Source organism: Streptomyces mayonensis (genome assembly GCF_018982965.1).
Classification (GTDB): domain Bacteria; phylum Actinomycetota; class Actinomycetes; order Streptomycetales; family Streptomycetaceae; genus Streptomyces; species Streptomyces mayonensis.
Genome location: NZ_JACBYP010000053.1, coordinates 1 through 23754 on the forward strand (window position 1 = coordinate 1; position 23754 = coordinate 23754).

The 23754-nt window shown below is 69.6% G+C and carries 17 protein-coding genes and 3 pseudogenes; 4 read left to right on the plus strand and 16 right to left on the minus strand.

The genetic code is table 11. From position 1 onward, the window contains the following. Nucleotides 1-172 precede the first annotated feature (172 nt). The 5 genes and pseudogenes from HZS56_RS20410 to HZS56_RS38355 form a co-directional block, all read right to left on the minus strand. Nucleotides 173-1858 carry a ribonuclease J gene (locus tag HZS56_RS20410; RefSeq protein ID WP_216722177.1) on the minus strand — a complete coding sequence of 562 codons (1686 nt, stop codon included), beginning with the start codon at nucleotides 1856-1858 and terminating at the stop codon, nucleotides 173-175. A gap of 153 nt (nucleotides 1859-2011) precedes the next feature. Beyond that, nucleotides 2012-2911, minus strand: coding sequence for a 4-hydroxy-tetrahydrodipicolinate synthase (gene dapA, locus HZS56_RS20415; RefSeq protein ID WP_216722178.1), 900 nt, complete (start codon nucleotides 2909-2911; stop codon nucleotides 2012-2014). Nucleotides 2912-3134: 223 nt separating this feature from the next. Further along, nucleotides 3135-3584 (minus strand): annotated as a pseudogene (thyX, locus tag HZS56_RS39215) (FAD-dependent thymidylate synthase); the annotation flags it as partial. A 3-nt stretch (nucleotides 3585-3587) separates the two neighbouring features. After that, nucleotides 3588-4334: pseudogene (locus HZS56_RS39220) on the minus strand (HNH endonuclease); the annotation flags it as partial. A gap of 102 nt (nucleotides 4335-4436) precedes the next feature. Continuing rightward, nucleotides 4437-4784 (minus strand): annotated as a pseudogene (locus HZS56_RS38355) (FAD-dependent thymidylate synthase); the annotation flags it as partial. A 206-nt stretch (nucleotides 4785-4990) separates the two neighbouring features. Between HZS56_RS38355 and HZS56_RS20425 the strand changes: the two are divergent. Further along, complete coding sequence (locus HZS56_RS20425) at nucleotides 4991-5230, plus strand: hypothetical protein (RefSeq protein ID WP_216722180.1); 240 nt, start codon at nucleotides 4991-4993, stop codon at nucleotides 5228-5230. A gap of 153 nt (nucleotides 5231-5383) precedes the next feature. Next, nucleotides 5384-5938 carry an SCO5741 family PH domain-containing membrane protein gene (locus tag HZS56_RS20430; protein ID WP_216722181.1) on the plus strand — a complete coding sequence of 185 codons (555 nt, stop codon included), beginning with the start codon at nucleotides 5384-5386 and terminating at the stop codon, nucleotides 5936-5938. A 221-nt stretch (nucleotides 5939-6159) separates the two neighbouring features. On the opposite strand, the gene HZS56_RS20435 is transcribed toward HZS56_RS20430, so the two are convergent. The 5 genes from HZS56_RS20435 to rpsO form a co-directional block, all read right to left on the minus strand. Continuing rightward, the gene (locus tag HZS56_RS20435; protein WP_216722182.1) at nucleotides 6160-6615 is read right to left on the minus strand and encodes a tetratricopeptide repeat protein; all 456 of its coding nucleotides are present in this window, start codon (nucleotides 6613-6615) and stop codon (nucleotides 6160-6162) included. Between the two features lie 73 nt (nucleotides 6616-6688). After that, nucleotides 6689-7441 carry a 4-hydroxy-tetrahydrodipicolinate reductase gene (gene dapB, locus HZS56_RS20440; protein ID WP_216722183.1) on the minus strand — a complete coding sequence of 251 codons (753 nt, stop codon included), beginning with the start codon at nucleotides 7439-7441 and terminating at the stop codon, nucleotides 6689-6691. Nucleotides 7442-7466: 25 nt separating this feature from the next. Further along, on the minus strand, nucleotides 7467-8846 hold the full coding sequence (locus HZS56_RS20445; RefSeq protein ID WP_216722184.1) for a M16 family metallopeptidase: 1380 nt from the start codon (nucleotides 8844-8846) through the stop codon (nucleotides 7467-7469). After that, entirely contained in the window at nucleotides 8843-11062 is a 2220-nt protein-coding gene (locus HZS56_RS20450; protein ID WP_216722185.1) for a polyribonucleotide nucleotidyltransferase, read from the minus strand. The genes HZS56_RS20445 and HZS56_RS20450 overlap by 4 nt, the downstream gene beginning before the upstream one ends. Nucleotides 11063-11434: 372 nt before the next feature. Further along, complete coding sequence (gene rpsO / locus HZS56_RS20455; RefSeq protein ID WP_003973291.1) at nucleotides 11435-11722, minus strand: 30S ribosomal protein S15; 288 nt, start codon at nucleotides 11720-11722, stop codon at nucleotides 11435-11437. A 283-nt stretch (nucleotides 11723-12005) separates the two neighbouring features. Here rpsO and HZS56_RS20460 point away from each other — a divergent pair, with 283 nt between their 5' ends. Further along, nucleotides 12006-12302, plus strand: a complete 297-nt coding sequence (locus HZS56_RS20460) for a DUF397 domain-containing protein (RefSeq protein WP_216722186.1) — start codon at nucleotides 12006-12008, stop codon at nucleotides 12300-12302. 239 nt (nucleotides 12303-12541) lie between these two features. On the opposite strand, the gene eccD is transcribed toward HZS56_RS20460, so the two are convergent. Then, nucleotides 12542-14059: a type VII secretion integral membrane protein EccD gene (eccD, locus tag HZS56_RS20465; RefSeq protein ID WP_216722208.1), complete on the minus strand. Its 1518-nt coding sequence runs from the start codon at nucleotides 14057-14059 to the stop codon at nucleotides 12542-12544. Between the two features lie 331 nt (nucleotides 14060-14390). Here eccD and eccCa point away from each other — a divergent pair, with 331 nt between their 5' ends. Continuing rightward, nucleotides 14391-18365: a type VII secretion protein EccCa gene (gene eccCa / locus HZS56_RS20470; RefSeq protein ID WP_216722187.1), complete on the plus strand. Its 3975-nt coding sequence runs from the start codon at nucleotides 14391-14393 to the stop codon at nucleotides 18363-18365. 143 nt (nucleotides 18366-18508) lie between these two features. Here eccCa and HZS56_RS20475 read toward each other — a convergent pair whose 3' ends face one another. The 5 genes from HZS56_RS20475 to HZS56_RS20495 all read right to left on the minus strand — a co-directional run bounded on the left by HZS56_RS20475 (nucleotide 18509) and on the right by HZS56_RS20495 (nucleotide 22782). After that, complete coding sequence (locus HZS56_RS20475) at nucleotides 18509-18808, minus strand: WXG100 family type VII secretion target (RefSeq protein WP_216722188.1); 300 nt, start codon at nucleotides 18806-18808, stop codon at nucleotides 18509-18511. 115 nt (nucleotides 18809-18923) lie between these two features. After that, on the minus strand, nucleotides 18924-19271 hold the full coding sequence (locus tag HZS56_RS20480) for a WXG100 family type VII secretion target (protein ID WP_216722189.1): 348 nt from the start codon (nucleotides 19269-19271) through the stop codon (nucleotides 18924-18926). Nucleotides 19272-19327: 56 nt separating this feature from the next. Further along, nucleotides 19328-20614 carry a S8 family serine peptidase gene (locus tag HZS56_RS20485; protein ID WP_216722190.1) on the minus strand — a complete coding sequence of 429 codons (1287 nt, stop codon included), beginning with the start codon at nucleotides 20612-20614 and terminating at the stop codon, nucleotides 19328-19330. 24 nt (nucleotides 20615-20638) lie between these two features. Further along, a complete protein-coding gene (locus HZS56_RS20490; protein WP_216722191.1) occupies nucleotides 20639-22333 on the minus strand; it encodes a WXG100 family type VII secretion target in 1695 nt (564 codons plus the stop codon). Between the two features lie 2 nt (nucleotides 22334-22335). Beyond that, complete coding sequence (locus tag HZS56_RS20495; RefSeq protein WP_216722192.1) at nucleotides 22336-22782, minus strand: DUF2563 family protein; 447 nt, start codon at nucleotides 22780-22782, stop codon at nucleotides 22336-22338. Between the last annotated feature and the right edge of the window lie 972 nt (nucleotides 22783-23754).

The following is a 23754-nucleotide window of genomic DNA, read 5'->3' on the forward strand; positions in this document are numbered from 1 at the left end:
GCGGCGGCGCCCCGCGCCGCCCGGCCCCCCCCCCCCCCCCCCCCCCCCCCCCCCCCCCCCCCCCCCCCCCCCCCCCCCCCCCCCCCCCCCCCGCGCGGCGCGCGCCCCCCCCCCCCCCCCCCCCCCCCCCCCCCCCGCTCCAGGTTGGCGCTGTCGGCGAGCCGACGGGCCGTCAGACCTCCACGACGACGGGGAGGATCATCGGCCGCCGCCGGTAGGTGTCCGACACCCACTTGCCGAGGGTCCTGCGCACCAGCTGCTGAAGCTGGTGGGGCTCGACGACTCCGTCCTGGGCCGAACGCTCCAGCGCTTCCGTGACCTTGGGGAGCACTGCGGCGAAGGCCGAGTCCTCGATGCCCGAGCCACGGGCCTGGACGTGCGGGCCGCCGGTGATCTTGCCGGTGGACGAGTCGATGACCACGAAGACCGAGATGATGCCCTCGTCGCCGAGGATCTTGCGGTCCTTGAGGGCGGGCTCCCCGACGTCACCGACCGAGAGGCCGTCGACGTAGACGTATCCCGCCTGGACCTTGCCGGTGATTTTCGCCTTGCCCTCGACCAGGTCGACGACGACGCCGTCCTCGGCGATGACGATGCGGTCGTGCGGGACACCGGTCAGGGCGCCCAGTTCGGCGTTGGCACGCAGGTGGCGCCATTCGCCGTGGACCGGCATCAGGTTCTTCGGGCGGCAGATGTTGTAGAAGTACAGCAGCTCGCCGGCCGAGGCGTGGCCCGAGACGTGGACCTTGGCGTTGCCCTTGTGGACGACGTTGGCGCCCCAGCGGGTCAGGCCGTTGATCACGCGGTACACCGCGTTCTCGTTGCCCGGGATGAGGGACGAGGCGAGGATCACCGTGTCGCCGCTGACGATGCGGATCTGGTGGTCCCGGTTGGCCATGCGGGACAGGGCGGCCATGGGTTCGCCCTGGGAGCCCGTGCAGACCAGGACCACTTCGCTGTCCGGCAGGTCGTCCAGCGTCTTGACGTCCACCACGAGCCCCGGCGGGACCTTCAGGTAGCCGAGGTCCCTCGCGATGCCCATGTTGCGGACCATCGAGCGGCCGACGAAGGCCACCCGGCGGCCGTACTCGTGGGCCGCGTCGAGGATCTGCTGGATGCGGTGGACGTGGCTGGCGAAGCTGGCCACGATGATGCGCTTGCGGGCCCCGGCGAAGACCTGCCTCAGGACGTTCGAGATGTCCCGCTCGGGCGGGACGAAGCCCGGGACCTCGGCGTTCGTCGAGTCCGCGAGGAGAAGGTCGATCCCTTCCTCGCTCAGCCGCGCGAAGGAGTGCAGGTCCGTGAGGCGGCCGTCCAGCGGGAGCTGGTCCATCTTGAAGTCGCCGGTGTGGACGGCCATGCCCGCAGGGGTGCGGATGGCGACGGCCAGGGCGTCCGGGATGGAGTGGTTGACCGCGACGAACTCGCAGTCGAAGGGGCCGACCCGTTCGCGGTGTCCCTCCGCCACCTCCAGGGTGTACGGACGGATGCGGTGTTCCTGGAGCTTGGCCTCGATGAGCGCCAGGGTCAGCTTGGAGCCGATCAGCGGGATGTCCGGCTTCTCCTTGAGGAGGAACGGGACGCCGCCGATGTGGTCCTCGTGGCCGTGGGTGAGGACGATGCCCTCGATGTCGTCGAGGCGGTCCCGGATGGACGAGAAGTCCGGCAGGATCAGGTCGATTCCGGGCTGCTCCTCCTCGGGGAAGAGCACTCCGCAGTCGACGATCAGCAGACGGCCGTCGTACTCGAAGACCGTCATGTTGCGGCCGATTTCGCCGAGACCGCCGAGCGGGGTGACCCGGAGGCCGCCCTTGGGAAGCGCCGGGGGCCGGCCCAGTTCAGGGTGCGGATGACTCAAAAGACTCTCCTCACCACACGCGCCACGTACCGGTGGGCACGTGGCGCGCGTGACGTTCGTGCAGAAGCAGTTGTCGTATGGGGTGCGGGCACCGGTGGCCCGCCTATTCAGTTGTGAAGTCCGTCCGGTCGTGCGGTGGTGCGAAGTCTGATGTCAGAGATGTACCCCGCCGGCGGCAAGATCGATCTTGAGCTGTTCGGTCTCCTCTGCCGTGAGACCGACCATGGGGGCACGCAGCGGTCCGGCGGGCAGTCCCTGGAGGGCGAGCGCGGCCTTCGTGGTCATGACGCCCTGGGTACGGAACATGCCGGTGAAGACGTGGAGCAGCTTCTGGTGGATCTCCAGTGCCTTCTGTACGTCACCGGCGACGTGTGCGTCCACCATGGCACGCAGTTCCGGGGTGACGACGTGGCCGACGACCGAGACGAAGCCGACCGCGCCCACGGAGAGCAGCGGCAGGTTGAGCATGTCGTCGCCGGAGTACCAGGCGAGGCCGGAGCCCGCGATGGCCCAGCTGGCGCGGCCGAGGTCGCCCTTGGCGTCCTTGTTGGCGACGATCCGCGGGTGCTCCGCGAGGCGGACCAGGGTCTCCGTGTTGATCGGGACGCCGCTGCGGCCCGGGATGTCGTAGAGCATGACGGGCAGTGCCGAGGCGTCGGCGATGGCCGTGAAGTGCTGGTACAGGCCCTCCTGAGGGGGCTTGTTGTAGTACGGCGTGACGACCAGGAGGCCGTGTGCGCCGGCGCGCTCGGCCGTGCGGGCCAGCTCGATGCTGTGCTGGGTGTTGTTGGTACCGACGCCGGCGACGACGTGGGCCCGGTCGCCGACGGCCTCCACGACGGCTCGTACGAGGTCCGTTTTCTCCGCGTCGCTGGTGGTGGGGGACTCTCCGGTGGTGCCGTTGAGAATCAGGCCGTCGTTGCCTGCGTCCACCAGGTGGGTGGCGAGCCGCTGCGCGCCGTCGAGGTCGAGTGCGCCGTCCGCCGTGAAGGGCGTGACCATGGCGGTGAGGACCCGCCCGAAGGGGGTCTGCGGAGTGGAGGTCGGAGCCATGGGTTACACGCTACTCGTTGCTCAGGGCGGGGTCTGCCCTCGGGGGAGATGGCAGGTCGGAAGAAATGCGGAGCCCGGCACTGCCTGCTCGGGGGTTCAAGCAGTGCCGGGTCCCGTTGATCAGGCTAGATGAAATACTACAGACGCCGCAATCCGGACACTTCGCACGGTCGATGCGCACATGTGTGCCCGGTATGGGCAGCGGCGGGTCGTACCAGGGGCGTTACGGTGCGACGCGTCCGTTGGCGTTGAAGGCGGCGTAGGTGAGCGGCATGAGCCGGGCCCATTCCGCCTCCATCTTCTCGCCGACCATCTCGATCTCCCGTTGCGGGAAGGAGGGGACCTTCGCCAGCTCGTGCTGGGTGCGCAGGCCCAGGAAGTGCATCAGCGAGCGGGCGTTGCAGGTGGCGTACATCGAGGAGTACAGGCCGACGGGGAGCACCGCGCGGGCCACCTCGCGGGCGACGCCGGCTTCGAGCATCTGCTGGTACGTGCGGTAGGCCTCCAGGTAGGAGTCCTCCATGGACCGGCTCACCAGTTCGTGCTGCTCGGCGGTGCCCTCGACGAAGACGTACTTGCCGGGTCGGCCCTGCTGGACGAGCTTGCGGGACTCGTCCGGCGTGTAGAAGACCGGCTGGAGCTCGCGGTAGCGGCCGGACTCCTCGTTGTAGGAGTTGTGGACGACGATGCCGCCCGCCAGGAAGTTGTGCCAGGGGCCCTCGACGGAGAGGTCGTAGGTCATCTCCTCCCCGTCGTCCTCGATGCCGACGATCCGGTCGGGGACCGCCTTCGCGACCTCGCCGCCGCGTCGTGCCTGCGCCTGCTCACCGGCGCTCTTGACCGCGTGGCAGGGTTCACAGGCGGGGGCGAGGTTCCCGGCGTCGAGGGCCTGGGCCAGATCGCGTGCCACGGGGACGACGTGGTCCAGGGCGAGCTGCTCGCGGGGGAAGTCCTGGCCGCAGAGGTGGCAGGTGTCGACCTCCTTGATCAGCTCCTGCCGCCGCATGGCGGTCCACACGCCGATGCCCCGCCGCAGACCCGGCGGAACGAGGTCGTCGGAGGGTCGCGGGTCGGTACCGGCGGCCATGACCGCGTCGCCGACGGCGAGCTCCCCCGCCTTGCGCCACCCCTCGGGGGTGAACACGGCGTGATCCACCGTGCAGCGGAGCGTCTTCCCGGAGGCCGTGGTGATCCTCACCAGGTTCTTCACCCCGGACTGGATCACGTCGACGATCCTGGCCCGCTGGGCGAGCATCGTCTCCTCGTCGTAGCAGCGCACATGGCTGCGCCGCACCGGCTCGAGCCCCCGCAGCCGCGTACTCGGGTGCAGCTCGCGGAACTCCGCCACGGCGGACTCGGCCGCCTCACGGTTCTCGTACAGCCCCAGGTAGTGGTTGCTCTCGCCGCGCCTGACCTGTGCCATCCACTTTCCGGCCCGGCTGTGCCAGGTCACTCCGCCCGCGGAGTGCGGCAGCCGGTCCTCGACACCTGTGTGCCAGAGCTTGTACAGCTCGGCGATGGTGCGTCGGCGGAGGTTGCCGGATTCGCTCTCCAGCGTGATCTCGGTGTCGCCGGCGATGCACCAGCCGACCCGGTGCCGCATGAACTCGCGGAAGACGAAGATCGGGGCGCTGACGAAGAAGGTCATCGAGTTGTGCTCGAACGGGCTGCCGTGCCGGTCCCGCATCAGGTAGTTGATCAGGCCCTTCGAACGCTCCGGGTCCTTCTTCAACTCGTCCAGGGACTGCTCCCCGGCGGTGGAGACGCGGGCGGCGAACAGCACGTCGGAGTCGGTCGCGCTGCTCTTGACCAGCTCGACGGTGACGTCGCTGCGAAGTTCGATCTTGGAATCGTCGGCGGGGGTGTCGGTCACGGTGTGGAGGGCCTTCCCGGTCAATCTCGGTCAGTCTCAGCGCTTGGCGTGGCCACTCTACGGCCCTCCACCCGCGGGGCTTGCCGAATGGGGCGTTCAGTGCGGTGCCGCAATGAAGTCGGTGAAACAGGGCACCAGAAGGGGCGTTCGTTCGTCTGTATGAGTAACAGCGATTCACTCAGTCCCCGGAAGGAGACGCAGCTTCCATGATCCGCCGGCGTGAACCCGTGCCGTTCGCCTTCGTCGCCGAAGCCGACAGGTTCCGCAGCAATGTCACTCCCCCGCCCCGCGAGCGGGCGTCCTTCGGCCAGCTGGCCGGGCGCTGGCTGCTCGGTCTGACCGTCGTCGCCGGGATCGCGGGGTCCCTGCTGATCGGGATGCCCTCCCTGTCGGCCGACCAGCCCAACCCGCACAAGCAGCCGTCACAGGCGTCCCAGGACCGCTGAGACACGCAGCCGTCGCAGGCGTCCCAGGACCGCTCGGACACGCGGCGGGGACGACCGGACCGACCTCCGTCCGGACCCCGAGAGTGGTGACCGGAGACACAGGTCGGTAGCCTCACCGGGCACAGCACACCGTGGAACGAGTGAGGACCAGCCGTGCCCCTGCCCTTCCTGACGGCCGACCGCGCCTTCGACGCGGCCGACGACGTCGCGCTGCCGTACGACGACCGCGACCTGTGGCGCCGGCCCTACCGGCCGGGGCCCTGGCGCGTGGGGGTGGCGGCGCTGATGCTGCTGCTCGCCTCGTTCGTGCTGTTCGCGGCGGTCATCATCGCGGCGGCGGGCTCGCCGTCCTCCGCCGGAGTGGTCTTCGGCATCGCGGCCGTCGTCGTCGCCTGCGCCCTGCGGCTGCTGCGCATGGGGGCGTGGGTGAGCGCCCACGGGGTGCGTCAGGTGAGCTTCTTCAGCACGCGCACCGTGGCGTGGCAGCAAGTGGCCGGCGTGCGCACCGTGCAGCAGCCGGTGCGCTGGCTGGGTCTGCCGCGCACGGTGCAGGGGCAGGCACTGCTCCTGGCCCGGCAGGGCCGGACCGGGGAAACACTGCCCCCGCTGCTGACCACCCACAACTTCGACTTCCTCGCGCGTGACGACGCTTTCAACCGCGCCGCGGACGCGGTGGAGGCCTGGGCCGACGAGTACCGGCGGCGCTGAGCGCCGACGACAGGGCGGAGACGCCGGGGCCCGGACCGTGAGCGCGGTCCGGGCCCCGGCGTCTCCGTATCTGCCCAGGCGTCTCCGTTCCTGCCCCGGCGCATCCGTACTACCTGCCCCGGCGTCTCCGTTCCCTGCTCAGGCGTCTCCGCCCGTGCCTGGGAGTGTCCGTTCGTCCCTTCAGGCCGCCTCGACTCGTCAGGCCGCCTCGGCTCGTCCCTTCAGGCCGCCTCGGCCTGCTTGCCGTCGTGCAGGGCGATCGCGCGCTGCATCGCCTTGCGGGCGCGCGGGGTGTCGCGCGCGTCGTGGTAGGCGACGGCGAGGCGGAACCAGCTGCGCCAGTCGCCGGGTGCGTCCTCGGTCTCGGCCTTGCGCAGCGCGAAGACCTCGTCGGCCGACTCACGGTCGACGCGGCCGCTGGGGGTGCGCTTCAGCTCGTCGACGGGCAGTCCGCCCTCGGCGTCGAGTTCGGCGGCGAGCTGGTTGGCCCGGCGGACGAACTGGGTGTTCTTCCAGAGGAACCACAGGCCGATCACCGGCAGGATCAGCACCGCGACGCCGAAGGTGACGGTGAGCAGGGTGCCGGTCTTGATGAGCAGCACGCCGCGGCTGCCGACCAGGACGAAGTAGAAGACCAGGACGGCGGCCGTGACGAGGTAGGTGATCTTCGCGCGCATGGGGGTCAGGGGCTCGGTTCGCGTCTCGGTTCAGGGCTCGGTTCGGGACTCGGTTCGGGACTTGGGGCAGGTCTCAGGCGAGGTCCAGGAAGTGTTCCAGACCGAAGGTGAGGCCCGGCGTGGTGACCACCCGGCGGGCGCCCAGCAGGATGCCCGGCATGAAGCTGCTGTGGTGCAGGGAGTCGTGCCGGACGGTGAGGGTCTCCCCTTCACCGCCGAGCAGCACCTCCTGGTGGGCGAGCAGGCCACGCAGCCGGATCGCGTGCACGGGGACGCCGTCCACGTCCGCGCCGCGGGCACCGTCCAGGGCGGTGGCAGTGGCGTCGGGCGCCTGTGCGGAGCCTGCCTTCTGCCGGGCCGCCGCGATCAGCTGGGCGGTGCGGGTGGCGGTGCCGCTGGGGGCGTCCACCTTGTTCGGGTGGTGCAGCTCGACGACCTCGACGGACTCGAAGTACGGGGCGGCGAGCTGCGCGAACCTCATGGTGAGTACGGCGCCGATGGAGAAGTTCGGGGCGATGAGCACGCCCGTCTCCGGGGAGGCGTCGAGCCAGGTGTTCAGCTGCGTGAGGCGTTCGTCGGTCCAGCCGGTGGTGCCGACGACGGCGTGGATGCCGTGGCGTACGCAGTAGTCGAGGTTGTCCATCACCGAGGCGGGGGTGGTCAGCTCGACGGCGACCTGGGCGCCGGCCCCGGCCAGCGCCTCCAGGCTGTCGCCCCGGCCGAGGGCGGCGACCAGCTCCATGTCCTCGGCGGCCTCGACCGCCCGTACCGCCTCGGAGCCGATCCGGCCCTTGGCACCGAGGACGGCCACGCGCAGCTTGCTCATGTCTGTTGCTTCCTTACGGGGATCGTCAGGCGACGGCGTCGTGCAGCCGGGACGCCTGCTTGTCCTTCAGCGGGCCGATGACCGACAGGGACGGTCGCCGGCCCAGGACGTCGCGGGCGACGGCGCGGACGTCGTCCGGTGTGACCGAGGCTATCCGCGCCAGCATGTCGTCGACGGACATCTGCTCGCCCCAGCACAGTTCGCTCTTGCCGATACGGTTCATCAGCGCGCCCGTGTCCTCCAGGCCGAGGACGGTGGAGCCCTGCAGCTGGCCGATGGCACGGCCGATCTCGTCGTCGGTCAGTCCGTGCTCGGCGACGTGGTCGAGCTCGTCGCGGCAGATCTTCAGCACGTCGTGCACCTGGGCGGGCCGGCAGCCCGCGTACACGCCGAAGAGTCCGCAGTCGGCGAATCCCGAGGTGTAGGAGTACACGCTGTAGGCGAGACCGCGCTTCTCGCGCACCTCCTGGAACAGGCGGGAGGACATGCCGCCGCCGAGGGCGGTGTTCAGTACGCCCAGCGCCCAGCGGCGCTCGTCGGTGCGGGCGAGGCCGGGCATGCCGAGGATGACGTGGGCCTGCTCGGTCCTGCGGCCGATCAGCTCGACGCGGCCGGCCGCGCGGATCGTGCGCCGGCCGTCGCGCGGGGCGAGGGGCGTGGCCACCGGCTCCCGGAAGGCGCCGGCCTTCTCGAAGGCGGCGCGGACCTGGCGTACGACCTTGTGGTGGTCGACGTTGCCGGCCGCGGCGACCACCAGGTGGGTGGGGTCGTAGTGCTTCTTGTAGAAGCGGCGGATGCGGTCGGCGGTGAGGGCGTTGACCGTGTCCACGGTGCCGAGGACGGGACGGCCCAGCGCGTTGTCGCCGAACATGGTGTGCGCGAACAGGTCGTGCACGCAGTCGCCCGCGTCGTCCTCGGTCATCGCGATCTCCTCGAGGATGGCGCCGCGCTCGACGTCGACGTCCTCCTCCTGGATCAGCGAGCCGGTCAGCATGTCGCAGACGACGTCGATGGCGAGCGGCAGGTCGGTGTCGAGCACGCGCGCGTAGTAGCACGTGTACTCCTTGGCCGTGAACGCGTTCATCTCGCCGCCGACGGCGTCGATCGCGGCGGAGATGTCCAGGGCGCTGCGCCTGCGGGTGCCCTTGAAGAGCAGGTGCTCGAGGTAGTGGGTGGCGCCGTTGAGGGCCGGGGTCTCGTCGCGGGAGCCGACGTGGGCCCAGATGCCGAAGGTCGCGGAGCGGACCGAGGGCAGGGTCTCGGTGACGATGCGCAGGCCGCCCGGGAGGGTGGTCTTGCGGACCGTGCCGATGCCGTGCTCGCCCTTGATGAGGGTTTGGGTACGGGCGACGGCCCGCGCCTCCGAGGAGGTGCGGGCCGTCGCCGTGGCGCTACGGGACGTCACTTGTCGGCGTCGTCCTTCTTCTCTTCGCTGCCTTCCTCGCCCTCGATCACGGGGATCAGGGAGAGCTTGCCGCGGGAGTCGATCTCGGCGATCTCGACCTGGACCTTCTGGCCCACGCCGAGGACGTCCTCGACGTTCTCCACGCGCTTGCCGCCGGCGAGCTTGCGGATCTGCGAGATGTGCAGCAGACCGTCCTTGCCGGGCAGCAGGGAGACGAACGCGCCGAAGGTGGTCGTCTTGACGACCGTGCCCAGGTAGCGCTCGCCGACCTCGGGCATGGTCGGGTTGGCGATGCCGTTGATCGTGGCGCGGGCGGCCTCGGCGGCGGGCCCGTCGGCGGCACCGATGTAGATGGTGCCGTCGTCCTCGATCGTGATGTCGGCGCCCGTGTCCTCCTGGATCTGGTTGATCATCTTGCCCTTGGGGCCGATGACCTCGCCGATCTTGTCGACGGGGATCTTCACGGTGATGATCCGCGGCGCGTTCGGGGACATCTCGTCCGGCGTGTCGATCGCTTCCATCATCACGTCGAGGATGTGGAGGCGGGCGTCGCGGGCCTGCTTGAGGGCGGCGGCCAGGACCGAGGCGGGGATGCCGTCCAGCTTGGTGTCGAGCTGGAGGGCGGTCACGAACTCCTTGGTGCCGGCGACCTTGAAGTCCATGTCGCCGAAGGCGTCCTCCGCACCGAGGATGTCGGTGAGGGTGACGTAGTGCGTCTCGCCCTCGATCTCCTGGGAGATCAGGCCCATGGCGATACCGGCGACGGGGGCCTTCAGCGGCACACCGGCGTTCAGCAGCGACATGGTGGAGGCGCAGACCGAGCCCATGGACGTCGAGCCGTTGGAGCCGAGGGCTTCGGACACCTGGCGGATCGCGTACGGGAACTCCTCGCGCGTCGGCAGCACCGGCACGAGGGCGCGCTCGGCGAGGGCGCCGTGGCCGATCTCGCGGCGCTTCGGGGAGCCGACGCGGCCGGTCTCGCCGGTGGAGTACGGCGGGAAGTTGTAGTTGTGCATGTAGCGCTTGCGGGTCACCGGGGAGAGGGTGTCCAGCTGCTGCTCCATGCGGAGCATGTTCAGGGTGGTGACGCCCAGGATCTGGGTCTCGCCACGCTCGAACAGGGCGGATCCGTGGACGCGCGGGATGGCCTCGACCTCGGCGGCCAGGGTGCGGATGTCGGTGACACCGCGGCCGTCGATGCGCTTCTTCTCCTTGATGACGCGCTCACGGACCAGGGTCTTGGTCAGCGAGCGGTACGCGGCGGAGATCTCCTTCTCGCGGCCCTCGAACTCCGGCAGGAGCTTCTCGGCGGCGAGGGCCTTGACGCGGTCCAGCTCGGCCTCGCGCTCCTGCTTGCCGGCGATGGTGAGTGCCTGGGCCAGCTCGGGCCGGACGGCGCCGGTGAGCGCCTCGAGGACGTCGTCCTGGTAGTCCAGGAAGATCGGGAACTCGCCGGTGGCCTTGGCGGCCTTGGCGGCGAGGTCGGCCTGGGCGCGGCAGAGGACCTTGATGAAGGGCTTCGCGGCGTCCAGACCGGCGGCGACGACCTCCTCGGTGGGGGCCTCGGAGCCGCCCTCGACCAGCTTGATGGTCTTCTCGGTGGCCTCGGCCTCGACCATCATGATCGCGACGTCGCCGTCCTCCAGGGTGCGACCCGCGACGACCATGTCGAAGACGGCGTCCTCGAGCTCGGTGTGCGTCGGGAAGGCCACCCACTGGCCGCGGATCAGCGCGACGCGGACGCCGCCGATCGGGCCGGAGAAGGGCAGGCCGGCCAGCTGCGTGGACGCGGAGGCGGCGTTGATCGCCACGACGTCGTACAGGTGGTCGGGGTTGAGGGCCATGATCGTCGCGACGACCTGGATCTCGTTGCGCAGGCCCTTCTTGAAGGACGGGCGCAGCGGGCGGTCGATCAGGCGGCAGGTGAGGATCGCGTCCTCGGAGGGCCGGCCCTCGCGGCGGAAGAAGCTGCCGGGGATCTTGCCGGCGGCGTACATCCGCTCCTCGACGTCCACCGTCAGCGGGAAGAAGTCGAGCTGGTCCTTGGGGTTCTTGGAGGCGGTGGTGGCCGACAGCACCATGGTGTCGTCGTCCAGGTACGCCACGGCGGAACCGGCGGCCTGCCTGGCCAGCCGGCCCGTCTCGAAGCGGATGGTGCGGGTGCCGAAGGCGCCGTTGTCGATGACGGCCTCGGCGTAGTGGGTCTCGTTCTCCACTAGTGGTTTCTCCGATACTTGTCGTCTTTCGCCCCTCCTCGCCCGTGTGGCGGGGGGACGGTGGCGGAGAAGCGCTCCAGCAGTGCGGGCCGGTCTTCGATCGAAGCACCCGGGGTTCTGCCCCCGGGGGCCACTACCGAGGACCGGCGGCGGCGAGGCGCGCTTCTCCTCGTGTCGTTCTTGTTCGTCGTCGTACGTGTTCGTCGTACGTGTTTCGTCGTTCGTCGTGTGTCGTCGTGCGGGTACGCGAACGTGTACGCGCACATCGTGCGTCCTGTGTCTGATACCACACTACAAAGGGGCGGCAACACCGCGCACGTACAGCAAAGGGAGCGGCCCCCGAACGATGGGAACCGCTCCCTTCACGGCGTCCTAGCGGGCGCCCGCCGCACCGCGGCGGATGCCGAGGCGCTCGACCAGCGCACGGAAGCGCTGGATGTCCTTCTTGGCGAGGTACTGCAGCAGCCGGCGGCGCTGGCCGACCAGGATGAGCAGGCCACGGCGGGAGTGGTGGTCGTGCTTGTGGGTCTTCAGGTGCTCGGTCAGGTCGGAGATCCGACGGGACAGCAGGGCGACCTGGACCTCGGGGGAGCCGGTGTCGCCCTCCTTGGTACCGAACTCGGTGATGATCTGCTTCTTCACTGCGGCGTCGAGCGACACGCGTACTCCTCTTGGTCTGTGAGTGGCCACCGAGTGCCCCCGGTCTACGTCTCGGGGGATCTTCCGTGACTCGGAAGGCGGGGATCCGCTGGGCGCGACCTCCAGGGCCGAAGCTCCGGGGGCGCGTACACAAACGGCCGTCCCATACCGTACCAGCCCGTAGGGACACCTCTGTCCGCCACCCGAACCGGTACCCGCATCGGCGAACCGCTGACCTGGAAGAACGTTGGCAAGTATGGTGACCGCACAGCTCGTTGGCACAGCAGGAAGGACCGGAGCCGCGATGGCCGACGCCGAGGACCAGGATCTCAGGACACGCAAGGAACGGGAGCGGGACGAGCTCTACGCCCTCGACATCTCCGGCGTCGAGTGGCACAGCGCCCCCGGCACCGAGGAGCACGAGGAGCGGGTGGAGATCGCCTACCTGCCCGAGGGCGCCGTGGCGATGCGTTCGTCGCTCGACCCCGACACCGTGCTGCGGTACACGGAGGCGGAGTGGCGGGCGTTCGTGCTCGGCGCACGGGACGGGGAGTTCGACCTGGAGCCGGCGCCGGGCGGCGGAGCCGCGACCCCGGAGTGACGGTCGGGAGTGACGCCCGGGAGTGACAGCCCGGAGTGACAGCCCGGGCGGGCGGCACACTGGATGCCGCCCGCCCGTCGTTACGCCCTCGCAGCCGCCGGGTGGGGTGTCCCGCGCTCTTTGCCGCACTCCTCAGGCTGCCGTACTCCTCCGACTGCCGTGCTCTGCCGACTGCCGTACTCCTCCGACCGCTGTGCCCTTCCGGCTGCCGGGCCCTTCCGGGGCCGCCGGTACGGCCCTCAGTCCCCCGTCATCGACCGTGCCGCGGCGTAGACGTCGAACACCGCGAGCGCCAGAGGAATCAGCGTCAGCAGCACGAAGACCTCGGCGATCTCCATGAAGCGCCCCCAGAAGGGCGTCACCCCGCGGCGGGGAGTGATCAGGCCGATCGCGGTGACCAGAGTCACGGCCGCGGCCACCGCCGCCACCAGCCACACACTGCGGAGGTCGAGGGCGCCCGTGTCACCCCTGAGCGCGTCGCGCCAGTACTCCGCCGGCGGGCGCATCGCCAGCCCCAGGCCGAGAGCGACCAGGCAACCGAGCCCCGCGGCCAGCGTGGCGGCGACCTGAGTGGTGTAACGGAACAGCTGCGCCCGCATCACCATCGCGACGCCGGTGGCGAGCGCCAGCAGCTGCGCCCACACGTGACCGGTGAAGCCGAGGACGATCGACGCGCCCACGGAGACCAGCGCACAGCCCCCTACCAGCCCCGCGAGCAGCTCGTGGCCGCGACGGGCCTGGGCGACGACGCGCTCGGCGTCCACGGGTTCCGGCGCTGCGGTCTCGTCCGCCGAGTAGGAGCCTCGCGGCCGGTTGGGCGGTTCGTAGCCGATGGGCAGCCGTGCGAAGCGCAGGGACAGGCCCGGCAGGAAAGCGAGCGCGCACACCGACAGGACGGCGCAGACAGCGGCCGTCTCCATGGGCTCGAGGTGCGTCAGCATCGCCACGAACGTCGCGAGCAGACCGACCGCGGAGGAGAAGACGAACGCCACGAAGGCGCTGTCGCCGCTGGGCGAGACGAGGGTGAGCACGACGGAGACGACCAGGACCGCCGCGCACGCCAGGAGGAACTGGAGTCGTCCGATGCCCTGCCCCGCGGCGAGCGGGAGCAGCCCGGAGCCCGCCACGGCGACGTTCGCGAGGCCGCCGACGCCCAGGGCCAGGGCGGAGCCCCGGTCCTCGTACACACGGGCCCGCACGCACGCGAAGACGACCAGCAGGACTCCGGCGACCGCGGCGAGGATGCCCTGCAGGCCGTGCATGTCGTGGCGGACCTGGGAACTCCAGGCCACGAACGCCAGCAGAACGGGGAGTACACCCGCTCCGACCAGGCAGGCGACGCGGGTGAGGGCGCCGTCCCACAGTGTGCGGTCGTGGACGACGGCGGAGGCCACCGCTTCCGACACGTCGTCGAAGACGGCCGGGGGCAGCGAGTCGGCGAAAGGGCGCAGCGTGAGCAGCTCGCCGTCCAGGATGCGCTGCGCCCCGAAGGACCGGGCGCTGTCCAGGACGGTCCCGTCACGGCGTACCAGGTGGTACCCGACGGGTGCCCCTTCAGCCGGGCTCTGCCGGGAGAACCGCAGGATCTCCGGGTACAGGTCGGCGACCGGCACGTCGTCCGGGAGGGCGACGTCGATGCGGCTGTCGGGCGCGACGATGGTGACCCGGCAGAAGCCGAGCCCCGCGCCCGCTGCGGCCGGACTTCCGGTGCCCGTGCCTGGAGCGCCTGGCGCGCCGGTCGACGCGGAGGCCGTCATGCTCACCCGTTGTCCCCCTCGTAGGTGATGTCGACAGGGTGCGGCAGCGGCGCGCCCTGTCCCTCGGTACGGATCCTGATGGATCCTGCTCGGTTGTTCCGTGCCACCCTCCCACCGCCGCACGACGGCGCGAGGGAGTGGTGTCGAACGTTGCGCTCTTCGCGGGTCACCCGCGTTCCCAGGCGGGTTCGCAACCGCTCACACGCATCACGGGCACCCTACCGCCCACTGTTGTCCGTGTGTGTCAGTAGGATCGCCCTTCGTGATCGACGTGCACCGGCAGGCGAGCGGTGGACGGAACAGGTCTTGTCGGCAAGGAAATCGGGGCGAAGTGAGCCACATCGTCGTCAAGCGCCCGCCCAGGGCGCTGCCGAAGAACGTGCCCACGGAAGAGATCCGCCTGCAGTCGCCCCCGGAGCTTCCGCGCGGGCAGCAGGAGGGCGCGTGGATGCAACTCCTGCCCATGCTCGGCATGGGCGGGTCCGTCGTGTTCTTCTTCAATCCCCAGGCCCAGCCCATCATGAAGATCATGGGCATGGTGATGATCGCGTCCACGATCGCCATGGGCATCGCGATGCTGGTGCGCTACCGCCGCGGCAACCAGGGGCAGATGGCCGACACACGCAGGGACTATCTCCGCTACCTGTCGCAGACCAGGCGCGCCGCCCACGAGACGGCGAAGGCCCAGCGCGACGCCCAGTACTACCTGCATCCCTCACCGGAACAGTTGTGGGCGCTGGTCGCCGAGGGCAGCCGGCTGTGGGAACGGCGCACGGGCGACGAGGACTTCGCCCAGGTGCGCGTGGGACTCGGCCCGCAGGCCCTGGCCACCCCTCTGGTTCCGCCGGAGACCGCTCCGGTGGACGAGCTAGAGCCGCTGAGCGCGGGTGCCATGCATCGCTTCATCGCCACGCACAGCACCCTTGAGGACTTGCCGATGGCGGTCTCCCTGCGGGCGTTCTACCACGTGACGATCAGCGGCGAGCCGGTCACCGTGCAGGGCGCCGCCCGGGCCCTCACCGCCTCGCTCGCCGCGTTGCACTCCCCCGAGGACCTGGTGATCGCCGTCGCCACCGGACGGGAGTCGGCGCCGGGTTGGGAGTGGGCGAAGTGGCTCCCGCACGTGCAGGCGGACCGCGACGCCGACGGTGCGGGTTCACGACGGCTGATGACGGCCGACCCGATGGCCCTCGAAGCGCTGCTCGGCGCCCGTCTCGAGGGCCGCCCCAGGTTCCATCCGGCGGGCCGGCCGGTGCCCGACCAGCCGCACCTGGTCATCGTGCTCGACGGGGTCTCCCTGCCGCCCACGTCGCTGCTGGCGAGCCCGGAGGGCCTGCAGGGGGTGACCGTGCTGGAGATCGTGCCCGGCACCCTCACCACCGGACGCGGCGACCTCTCGCTCGTCGTACAGCCCGGCAGACTGCTTCTGGAGGCGGCGCACGGCGCGGTGTACGAGGGCAGCCCCGACGTCCTCTCCCGGGAGAGCGCGGAAGCGCTGGCGAGGCAGCTCGCGCCGTTGCGCGCGGGAACCGGCGGGGACGACGACGAACCGCTCCTGGCCAATCTGGAGTTCACCGACCTCCTCAACCTCGGTGACGCCGCGTCCGTCGATCCGAGCCGGACCTGGCGGCCCCGCTCCCAGTCGGAACGGCTCAGGGTGCCGATCGGCGTCGGCGAGGACGGCAGGCCCGTGATGCTCGACCTCAAGGAGGCGGCTCAGGAGGGCATGGGGCCGCACGGCCTGTGCGTGGGCGCGACCGGTTCCGGCAAGTCGGAGCTGCTGCGCACGCTGGTCCTCGGCCTGGCCGTGACCCACTCCTCCGAGACCCTCAACTTCGTGCTCGCCGACTTCAAGGGCGGTGCGACCTTCGCCGGGATGGCCCAACTGCCGCACGTCGCCGCCGTGATCACCAACCTGGCGGACGACCTGACCCTGGTCGACCGGATGGGCGACTCGATCCGCGGCGAGCTCAACCGCCGGCAGGAGATGCTCCGGGACGCCGGCAACTACGCCAACATCCACGACTACGAGAAGGCCCGCGCGGCCGGCGCCGCGCTCCAGCCGATCCCCTCGCTGGTGCTGGTGATCGACGAGTTCAGCGAACTGCTCACGGCGAAGCCGGACTTCATCGAGATGTTCGTCCAGATCGGCCGCATCGGCCGGTCGCTGGGCGTCCATCTGCTGCTCGCCTCGCAGCGCCTGGAGGAGGGCCGCCTGCGCGGCCTGGAGACCTACCTGTCGTACCGGATCGGTCTGCGCACCTTCTCCGCCGCCGAGTCCCGGGCCGCGCTCGGTGTCCCCGACGCCTACGAACTGCCCAACGTCCCCGGTTCCGGTTTCCTCAAGTTCGGCACGGACGAAATGGTGCGCTTCAAGGCCGCGTACGTCTCGGGCATGTACCGCACGGCCGCGCAGCAGTCGATGTCCGCCGGCGGCCCGCTGCCCGTCGACCGGCAGCCCGTACTGTTCACCGCCGCCGAGGTCCCGGTGCGGTACGCGGCGGTGCCCCCGCAGCGCGAGGAGAGCCCGGAGGAGGTCGACTCCGCGCTCGCCGACACCGTGCTCGACGTCGTGGTGCGGCGTCTGGAGGCACAGGGCCCGAGCGCCCACCAGGTGTGGTTGCCGCCGCTGGACAGTCCGCCGCCGCTCGACGCGCTGCTGCCCGGCCTCGCACAGGTGGCGGGGCGCGGCCTGACACAGCCGGGCTACGAGGGCGCGGGACGGCTCGTCGTGCCCGCCGGCATCGTCGACAAGCCGTACGAGCAGCGCCGGGACCCGCTGTGGGTGGACTTCGGGGGCGCCGCCGGTCACATGCAGATCCTCGGCGGACCGCAGTCCGGCAAGTCGACGCTGCTGCGCTCGCTCATCGCGTCCTTCGCCCTCACGCACACCCCGCACGAGGTGCAGTTCTACGGACTGGACTTCGGTGGCGGCGGCCTGTCGGCGGTGGCCGGCCTGCCCCACGTCGGAGGCGTGGCCTCGCGCCTCGACCCCGAGAAGGTACGGCGTACGACGGCCGAGGTCTACGGCGTCATGACCCGCCGCGAGGAGTACTTCCGAACCTCCGGCATCTCGTCGATCGCGGAGTTCCGTGCGCGCCGCGCCCGGGGTGACATCTCGGTGACCGATCAGCCGTGGGGCGACGTCTTCCTGGTCATCGACGGCTGGGGGAACTTCCGCACGGACTACGAGGGGCTGGAGTCGGTCGTCCTCGACATCGCGTCACGCGGCCTCGGCTACGGCATCCATGTGATACTCACCGCCTCGCGCTCCATGGAGGTCCGCAGCAATCTCAAGGACCACCTGATGAACCGCCTCGAACTGCGGCTCGGCGACACCATGGACTCGGAGTTCGACCGCAAGGTCGCGGCGAACGTGCCGACGGGCGTCCCCGGGCGCGGCCAGACCCCGCAGAAGCAGCACTTCATGGCGGCGGTCCCCCGCATCGACGGGCTGTCCTCCGACACGGATCTCGCCGAGGCCACCCAGGCGCTCGGAACCGAGGTCGCCCGCCACTGGCAGCAGCCGGGTGCGCCCGCGGTGCGCCTGCTGCCGCGCGAGTTCCCGCTGCACCAGCTTCCCCCCGGCGACCGGTTCCCCCGCCGCGGGGTGTCGTTCGCCCTGGACGAGGACGCCCTCGAGCCGGTCTTCGTGGACTTCGACACGGACCCGTTCTTCCTGGTCTTCGGCGAGAGCGAGTCCGGCAAGTCCAACCTCCTGAAGGCTCTCATCCGGCGGCTCGGCGAACGCTACGACGGCAACTCCTGCAAGCTGTTCGTCATCGACAACCGCCGCTCCCTGCTGGGGGTGACACCGCCCTCGCACCTGGCCGAGTACGTGCCCATGTCGAACCAGATGCAGCACCACATGGACGCCCTGGCCGAGCTGATGCAGCGCCGCACCCCCACCGCCGACGTCACGCCGGAGCAGTTGCGCGACCGCAGTTGGTGGCAGGGGCCGACGGTGTACATCGTCATCGACGACTACGACCTGGTCGCCACGTCGAGCGGCAATCCGCTGGCGGGCCTGACCGAACTCCTGCCCTTCGCCCGGGACGTCGGCGTGCGCTTCATCATCGCCCGCTCCACGGCGGGCGCGGGCCGTGCCGGCTACGAGGCGTTCATGCAGCGCATCAAGGAACTCGGCGCCCAGGGCGTCGTCCTCAGCGGCGATCCGGCCGAGGGCGACCTGCTGGGCGGGGTGCGCCCGCGGCCGATGCCTCCGGGGCGGGGCGTGTTCGTCTCCCGCAGACGCGGGAAGCCGTTGGTCCAGGTGGGGCTGGCGGAGGAACAGGACGCACGGTGAAGCCCGCGTCCCCTTCGGCGAACGGTCCGCAGCACGTCACGGCGGTACGAACCGCGAGCTGCCCGCCCGGCCCCGGGCCCTGAAACGCCACGAGGGTGGGCGTCTCCCGCGCACGCCCACCCTCGTTGCCGGCCTTCTTCCGACTACTGCAGGTACCTGGACGCCGCCAGGTCGCCCTCCATGTACGTACCGCCGGACGAGCCCACGACATGGCCAATGCCCATGAGGGCCTGGTGGATGTCGCTGGCTTCCTTGTCCCAGCGGCGCAGCTTCTCGTCGTAGGTGCCCTGGGCCTTGCCCACCCAGTACTGCTTGCTGCCCTCCACCATCTTGCGGAGCTGTTGGATGTCCTCGTCGAGCAGCTTCGCCTCGTTGGCGATGTTGGTCGCCGCGACGTCGAGTCCGTCGTACGTCACCTGCAGACCGTCCGCGTTACGGCTCATCCCTGCGCACCTCGTTTCCTTCCGACCATTTCATTGCCGGTCATTCCGACCGTGCCCCGTCTCGGTGTTCCGTCTGCGGCTGCGTCCGACCGGCGGCCGGCCGGACCTTCTCGCCTCAGAACGAACTGAACGGCGACGACTGGACCGTGGGAGCACCGTCATTGATGTTGATCTTGTTGACGGCCGCGCGGACCTCGTCTTCCTTGCTGTCCTTGATGTTGCGCGTCGCGGTCATCGCCTCGACGACATCACCGAGGATGCGGCCCATGTTCTGCAGCGACGTGTTGATCTCGTACTGCTTCGTGTCGAACGCCGCCCGTCCGATGCCCTGCCACTGACCCTCGAGGCTGTCGATGACACCCTGCAGGTTGTGCACCCGCTTGCGGATGCTCTCGAACTTCTCGTACATGTCCTTCTGCAGCTTGACTACCGCTGCGTCTTCGAGCTTCTGGTCGACGGCCATGATCCGCCCCTGCCCTCCCTGTTACTTCTCTCCATACGACACCGACGACGCCGGTGTCAGTTCGCGCGCCGAGCCCGCAGTACGGCGAAGACGCCTCCGCCGACCACGAGCACGGCTGCGGCGGCCCCCAGTGCGATCCAGAGGGTGCTGCTGCCGTCGCCCGACGCGTCGGCCGCCACGGCCTTCGCATCGTCCGACCCTGCTGCCGGCTTGTCCTCAGAAGACCCTGCGGCACCTTGTGACGGGGCTGTTGCACCCGCGGAAGGCTTCGAAGAGGCGGACGCCGGCGGGATCTCCGTCACCAGCTTCTCCCCCTCCTGCGTGTTCTCCTTCCGGAGCGGGTCGGAGTACGGCTCACCGGCGTCGTAGTCCGGGTCCGCCAGCACCGAGCGGGGGCGGATGGTCCCGTAACCGGCGGTCGCGGTCGGCTTGTCCTTGGGCCACTTGCGGCCGGCGGTGTCGATCAGCGCCCGCGTGACCTGGTTCGCCGTCCAGTCGGGGTGTGCGGACCAGATGAGGGCGGCCGCGGCGGAGGTGATGGCGGTGGAGGAACTGGTGCCTGGCACGTCGGGACAGTACTGGTCGAAGTTCGGCTTGCAGTAGCCTGGGATGTTCTCACCCGGTGCCACCAAGTCGACGTAATTGCCCGACTGGGCGAAGTCCGAGATATTGCTCTTTTCATCAATGGATGACACACCGATGACATACGGATAGGCAGCTGGGTAGCCGATATACCCACTGTCTCGGCCCTCGTTTCCCACGCCCGATACCAACAACTTCCCCTTGGACGCTGCGTACTCCACCGCGTTTTCGAAGTCCGAATCGTAGGCGGGAGAGGTGAAGGACATACTGATGATGTGCGCGTCACTGTCCGCGGCGGCCTTGATCGCTTCCATCGCAGTAGGGGCTCGCTTCTCTTCCTTGGCGGTAAGTGAGCTCCCTAGCGCGATGCGGTACGGCACAATCTTGGCATCAGGTGCCAGTCCTCGGATCCCGCCCCCCGCGCCGGTGCCGGCGATCAGCTCCGCCATGGTCGTCCCGTGGCCGTCGTAATCCTCCGTGGCTCCGTACGCGACTTGTGCCGGTACTTCATCAGCCAGAACCTGGCCTTGGAGTGAAGGCGTGTTGGGGTTGACTCCAGTGTCAATCACAGCGACCTTGATGCTCTCCCCCTTACTGGCCTTCCACATCTCCTCGGCCTGCATCGGCCCCAGGTACCACTGCTCCGACTGCACATCGGCCGCAGTGGCACCAGGAGCGAAGCTCACGCCAACGGCAATCAGGCCGCTCGCGACGGCGCCCCCTACGCGTACTCGCAGCCCTCGGCGTGTTGCTGACTTCATGATGGGGTGAGTCCTCGCTCGCGCTCAGTTGACAACCGGCGGCACATCGCGCCGGGGATTCGTAGGCAGGTGCGTCTCTTCGTCCTCGACCAGGTAGTCGGGTCGCTCCGCGCCTTCCTCCCTGCGTTCGTCATCCCGGCGCCCACGTCCGCCGGGACCGCGTACGAGCCCCGCACCACCACGGGTCATGCCGTTCCGTTCGGCGCGGGCGGCAGACCTCGGCCCCGCGGGCACACCAGTGATACCAGGCTTCGTCGTGGAGCGACCCTTGCCCGACTGAGACCCGGCATCGGCCCCGACGACCGTGCCACGGGGGATCTTCAGACCACCTCGTCCTGGTACTCCTGCAGTACTCGCCGGCCGACCTCCGACCACCCCACCGGTGCGGCCCGCGCCCGTAACCGGGCCACTCGTCGGCCTCGGTGCCATCGTGGGATTGGGACGCGGTGTACCGCCGCTCACCCCATGCCCCATGGGAGACGGCTTGGCTCCAGACGTGATCCCCTTGGCCCCGGGCTGCTGCCCGGCAGGCGTCGGACGTCCCACCTGATTGAAGGGGCCCTGGTTGCCCGGACGCCCCGGACCCGAGGCCCCACCCGAGCCGGGAGGAGTCACACGCCCCTGGGCGGAGAAGGGCGCCTTGGCACGGCCGGGTCCACCATCAGCCCGGCCGGAGCGACCAGGGGGCACTGGAGCGCCAAAGCCGGATGGGGACGGACCGATCGTCCCCCCGCTTTCAGTCGGAGGCAGTGTGATCGGCGCCGTGTGACCGGCAGTGGGAGCTGTGGGGAGCTTCGGCGTATCAACACTGTCGATGGTCGTCGCAACGGGCGGGTCAGTGAAGACGGTCTGCCTCATGATCCCTACAGGAGAAGTGACCGTGCCACCGGCTTCCTGGGGCCGAGCGGGATCCTCCATGGCCGTGATCGAACGGCCACCTGCGGGGCCTCCAGCCTCGCTTCCGTGAACGCCACCGGGCTGGCGGCCAGTGGGCACGTCCCTAATGACATCGTTGCTGGGCTTCGGGACCCCCACATCCGGCATAGCCTTGAACGTCGGCGGTTCCAGCCCTGCCAGCACCTCCTCCGACACAGCGTAGTAGGACGACAACCGGTTCATCTGGTTGATCGCCTCTTGGCGGTTCTTCTCGACACGAACCGCTTCCGCGTACTCGCTGTTGCCCTCGACCTGCTTAGGCGTCGGGAGTTGCTCGGGCCGCAGCGCTTTGCTCGTCGGCCTTGTATCACGTTCCGGCATGGCAGTGCGTACGTTCGCCAGACCCACAGCGGCAGCAGTGATCTGGTCTCCCGCCGCGCCGGCAAAGGCACTGAGGCCGTGCGTACTGGTGACCAGAGAGCGCCCCCACGTTCGGAAGGCTTCCCCCGCCTCGCCCACCCAACGCACACTCCCGATATGACCGTCCAGTTCCTTGGCTGCGTCCTTGATGGCGTCTCGCGCATCCCACAGCGCTTTGCCGGAGCTCTCCAGGTCTTCCGGGTTCGTCTTTTCAACGAGGCCGACCATCTCGTTGAGGTCGTGGTGCTCGAAGTTCGTCCGGCCCTGCATGGCAGAACCCAGCGGCGTCGATTCGACAGCCGACTGCAGAATCCTGTTGAAGATGCCGAACGAAGGACGGTCTTCCAGGCCTCGAGTGAAGTCCGCAACAGCATTCTGCTGAGAGACTCGGTCGTAGTCCGCCTCGTGGTGATTGTCGGACATCTTCAAAGGCTCCCGCTGACGGTCGGTTCGGGGCGCCGCTCGTCGCCCTTGGCATCCTCGATCTGCTGGATCTGCGCCTGAATCTGCGCGAAGCGGCGGCGCTGCTCCTCTTCGAGGTTGTCGAAGCCCACGTGCGCACCCCGGACGGCGATACCGATCGCCTCGATCTGAAGGTGCAGTGTCTTCGAGAGGCTGGTGAGCTCTTCATGGACCCGGTTGTACTGCAGGTACAACGCGTGGGCCTCCGGGAAGGCGCCCGTGCTGCCGCTGTTGAGCGAAGAGGGCTTGATCCTTTGTGCGCCGATGTGCGTCGGATCGCCCGCCGAGCCCTCGAGATTGCGAAGTGCGCTGTCCACCCGCTTCACGAACGTCGACAGCGCCTCGCCCGTGACCTCCAGGTTGGCCGCCCTTGCGGCGGACGCCCCTCCCACCATTTCCACCGGAAGCATGCTGCTACCTCCCCCGCTTCCCCGTACATCCATCGCCCGAGCCGGACTGGACCGCTCGCGCGCGCAACTGATCGTAGCCGCAAGAGAACGTCACTGTAGTCACCGGGTAGCACGTGGCCAACCGTCATTTGTGCCAGTCTCGTTGCGGCCGCGCAATGGTTTCCTCGTTCAACCACTACGGCAGCCAGGGCCCAGCGGGCGCCCTAGCAAGCCTGCCCGATCGCGTCACGGCTCCACCATGAGTACTCGTACTCATACCTCACGGCATGCCGACGCAGCACACACGCACGGACGGCTTGGGGCGAACGAGAGCACGAACAGTCGTCAAGGATTTCAGCTGCAAGAACCAACCTTCTGTTCCCACGCAGCTGCCTTCGTAATGACCGACCCCGGCTGCGATGGGGAGAGCGGGTGTCCCGGGCAAGACTCCGGAAGGGCACCTCGTCTTCTCGGGCACTGTGGACGGAAACGGGCGAAGCGTTGTCCGAGGCTTCCCGAGCACCCTGGGGCAGCACGCGAACGCCTTAGCGACATCGTCGACCGCAGAGCAGGTCTACACCCGCAGTGTGCTGAAGGAGCCACGGCTCCCGACGGCCTCAATGAGGGCCGCCAGGGCAACCGTGCGTACGGGTACCGGGGTGGAAGGCATGCTCGACCCGTCCCGGGCCGGCCGGGTCGAGTTCGGGGCTGCGGCCGGTGTCCCGGCGGGCGTCACCTTCCTGCCCGCGATCGCGACCGCGGTAGCAACTTGCTGCGGAACTAGTGGGCCACGACGCTCCGCCGCCTGCTTTGCGCGATATGCGCCTACACCACCACAAAAGCGGACGGGCCACCACTGCGACGAAATCCGCCGAGCGAAGCGGGACTTGGTCTGCGGATCGTCGTAGGCGCCGACAGCTCTCGCAAGCGGGGGGCCTCTAGCCACGCCCGCCCGGCTGAGGGAGCAGCGTCACGCATACAGGCTGTCAACGC

What these genes read in the sequence shown, in the direction of transcription:
- HZS56_RS20485 (WP_216722190.1), bottom strand. Translation starts at nt 20,614, where the DNA reads ATGAAGTCAGCAACACGCCGAGGGCTGCGAGTACGCGTAGGGGGCGCC.
- HZS56_RS20490 (WP_216722191.1), bottom strand. Translation starts at nt 22,333, where the DNA reads ATGTCCGACAATCACCACGAGGCGGACTACGACCGAGTCTCTCAGCAG.
- eccD (WP_216722208.1), bottom strand. Translation starts at nt 14,059, where the DNA reads ATGACGGCCTCCGCGTCGACCGGCGCGCCAGGCGCTCCAGGCACGGGC.
- dapA (WP_216722178.1), bottom strand. Translation starts at nt 2,911, where the DNA reads ATGGCTCCGACCTCCACTCCGCAGACCCCCTTCGGGCGGGTCCTCACC.
- dapB (WP_216722183.1), bottom strand. Translation starts at nt 7,441, where the DNA reads ATGAGCAAGCTGCGCGTGGCCGTCCTCGGTGCCAAGGGCCGGATCGGC.
- HZS56_RS20460 (WP_216722186.1), top strand. Translation starts at nt 12,006, where the DNA reads ATGGCCGACGCCGAGGACCAGGATCTCAGGACACGCAAGGAACGGGAG.
- HZS56_RS20495 (WP_216722192.1), bottom strand. Translation starts at nt 22,782, where the DNA reads ATGCTTCCGGTGGAAATGGTGGGAGGGGCGTCCGCCGCAAGGGCGGCC.
- HZS56_RS20475 (WP_216722188.1), bottom strand. Translation starts at nt 18,808, where the DNA reads ATGAGCCGTAACGCGGACGGTCTGCAGGTGACGTACGACGGACTCGAC.
- HZS56_RS20435 (WP_216722182.1), bottom strand. Translation starts at nt 6,615, where the DNA reads ATGCGCGCGAAGATCACCTACCTCGTCACGGCCGCCGTCCTGGTCTTC.
- HZS56_RS20480 (WP_216722189.1), bottom strand. Translation starts at nt 19,271, where the DNA reads ATGGCCGTCGACCAGAAGCTCGAAGACGCAGCGGTAGTCAAGCTGCAG.
- HZS56_RS20425 (WP_216722180.1), top strand. Translation starts at nt 4,991, where the DNA reads ATGATCCGCCGGCGTGAACCCGTGCCGTTCGCCTTCGTCGCCGAAGCC.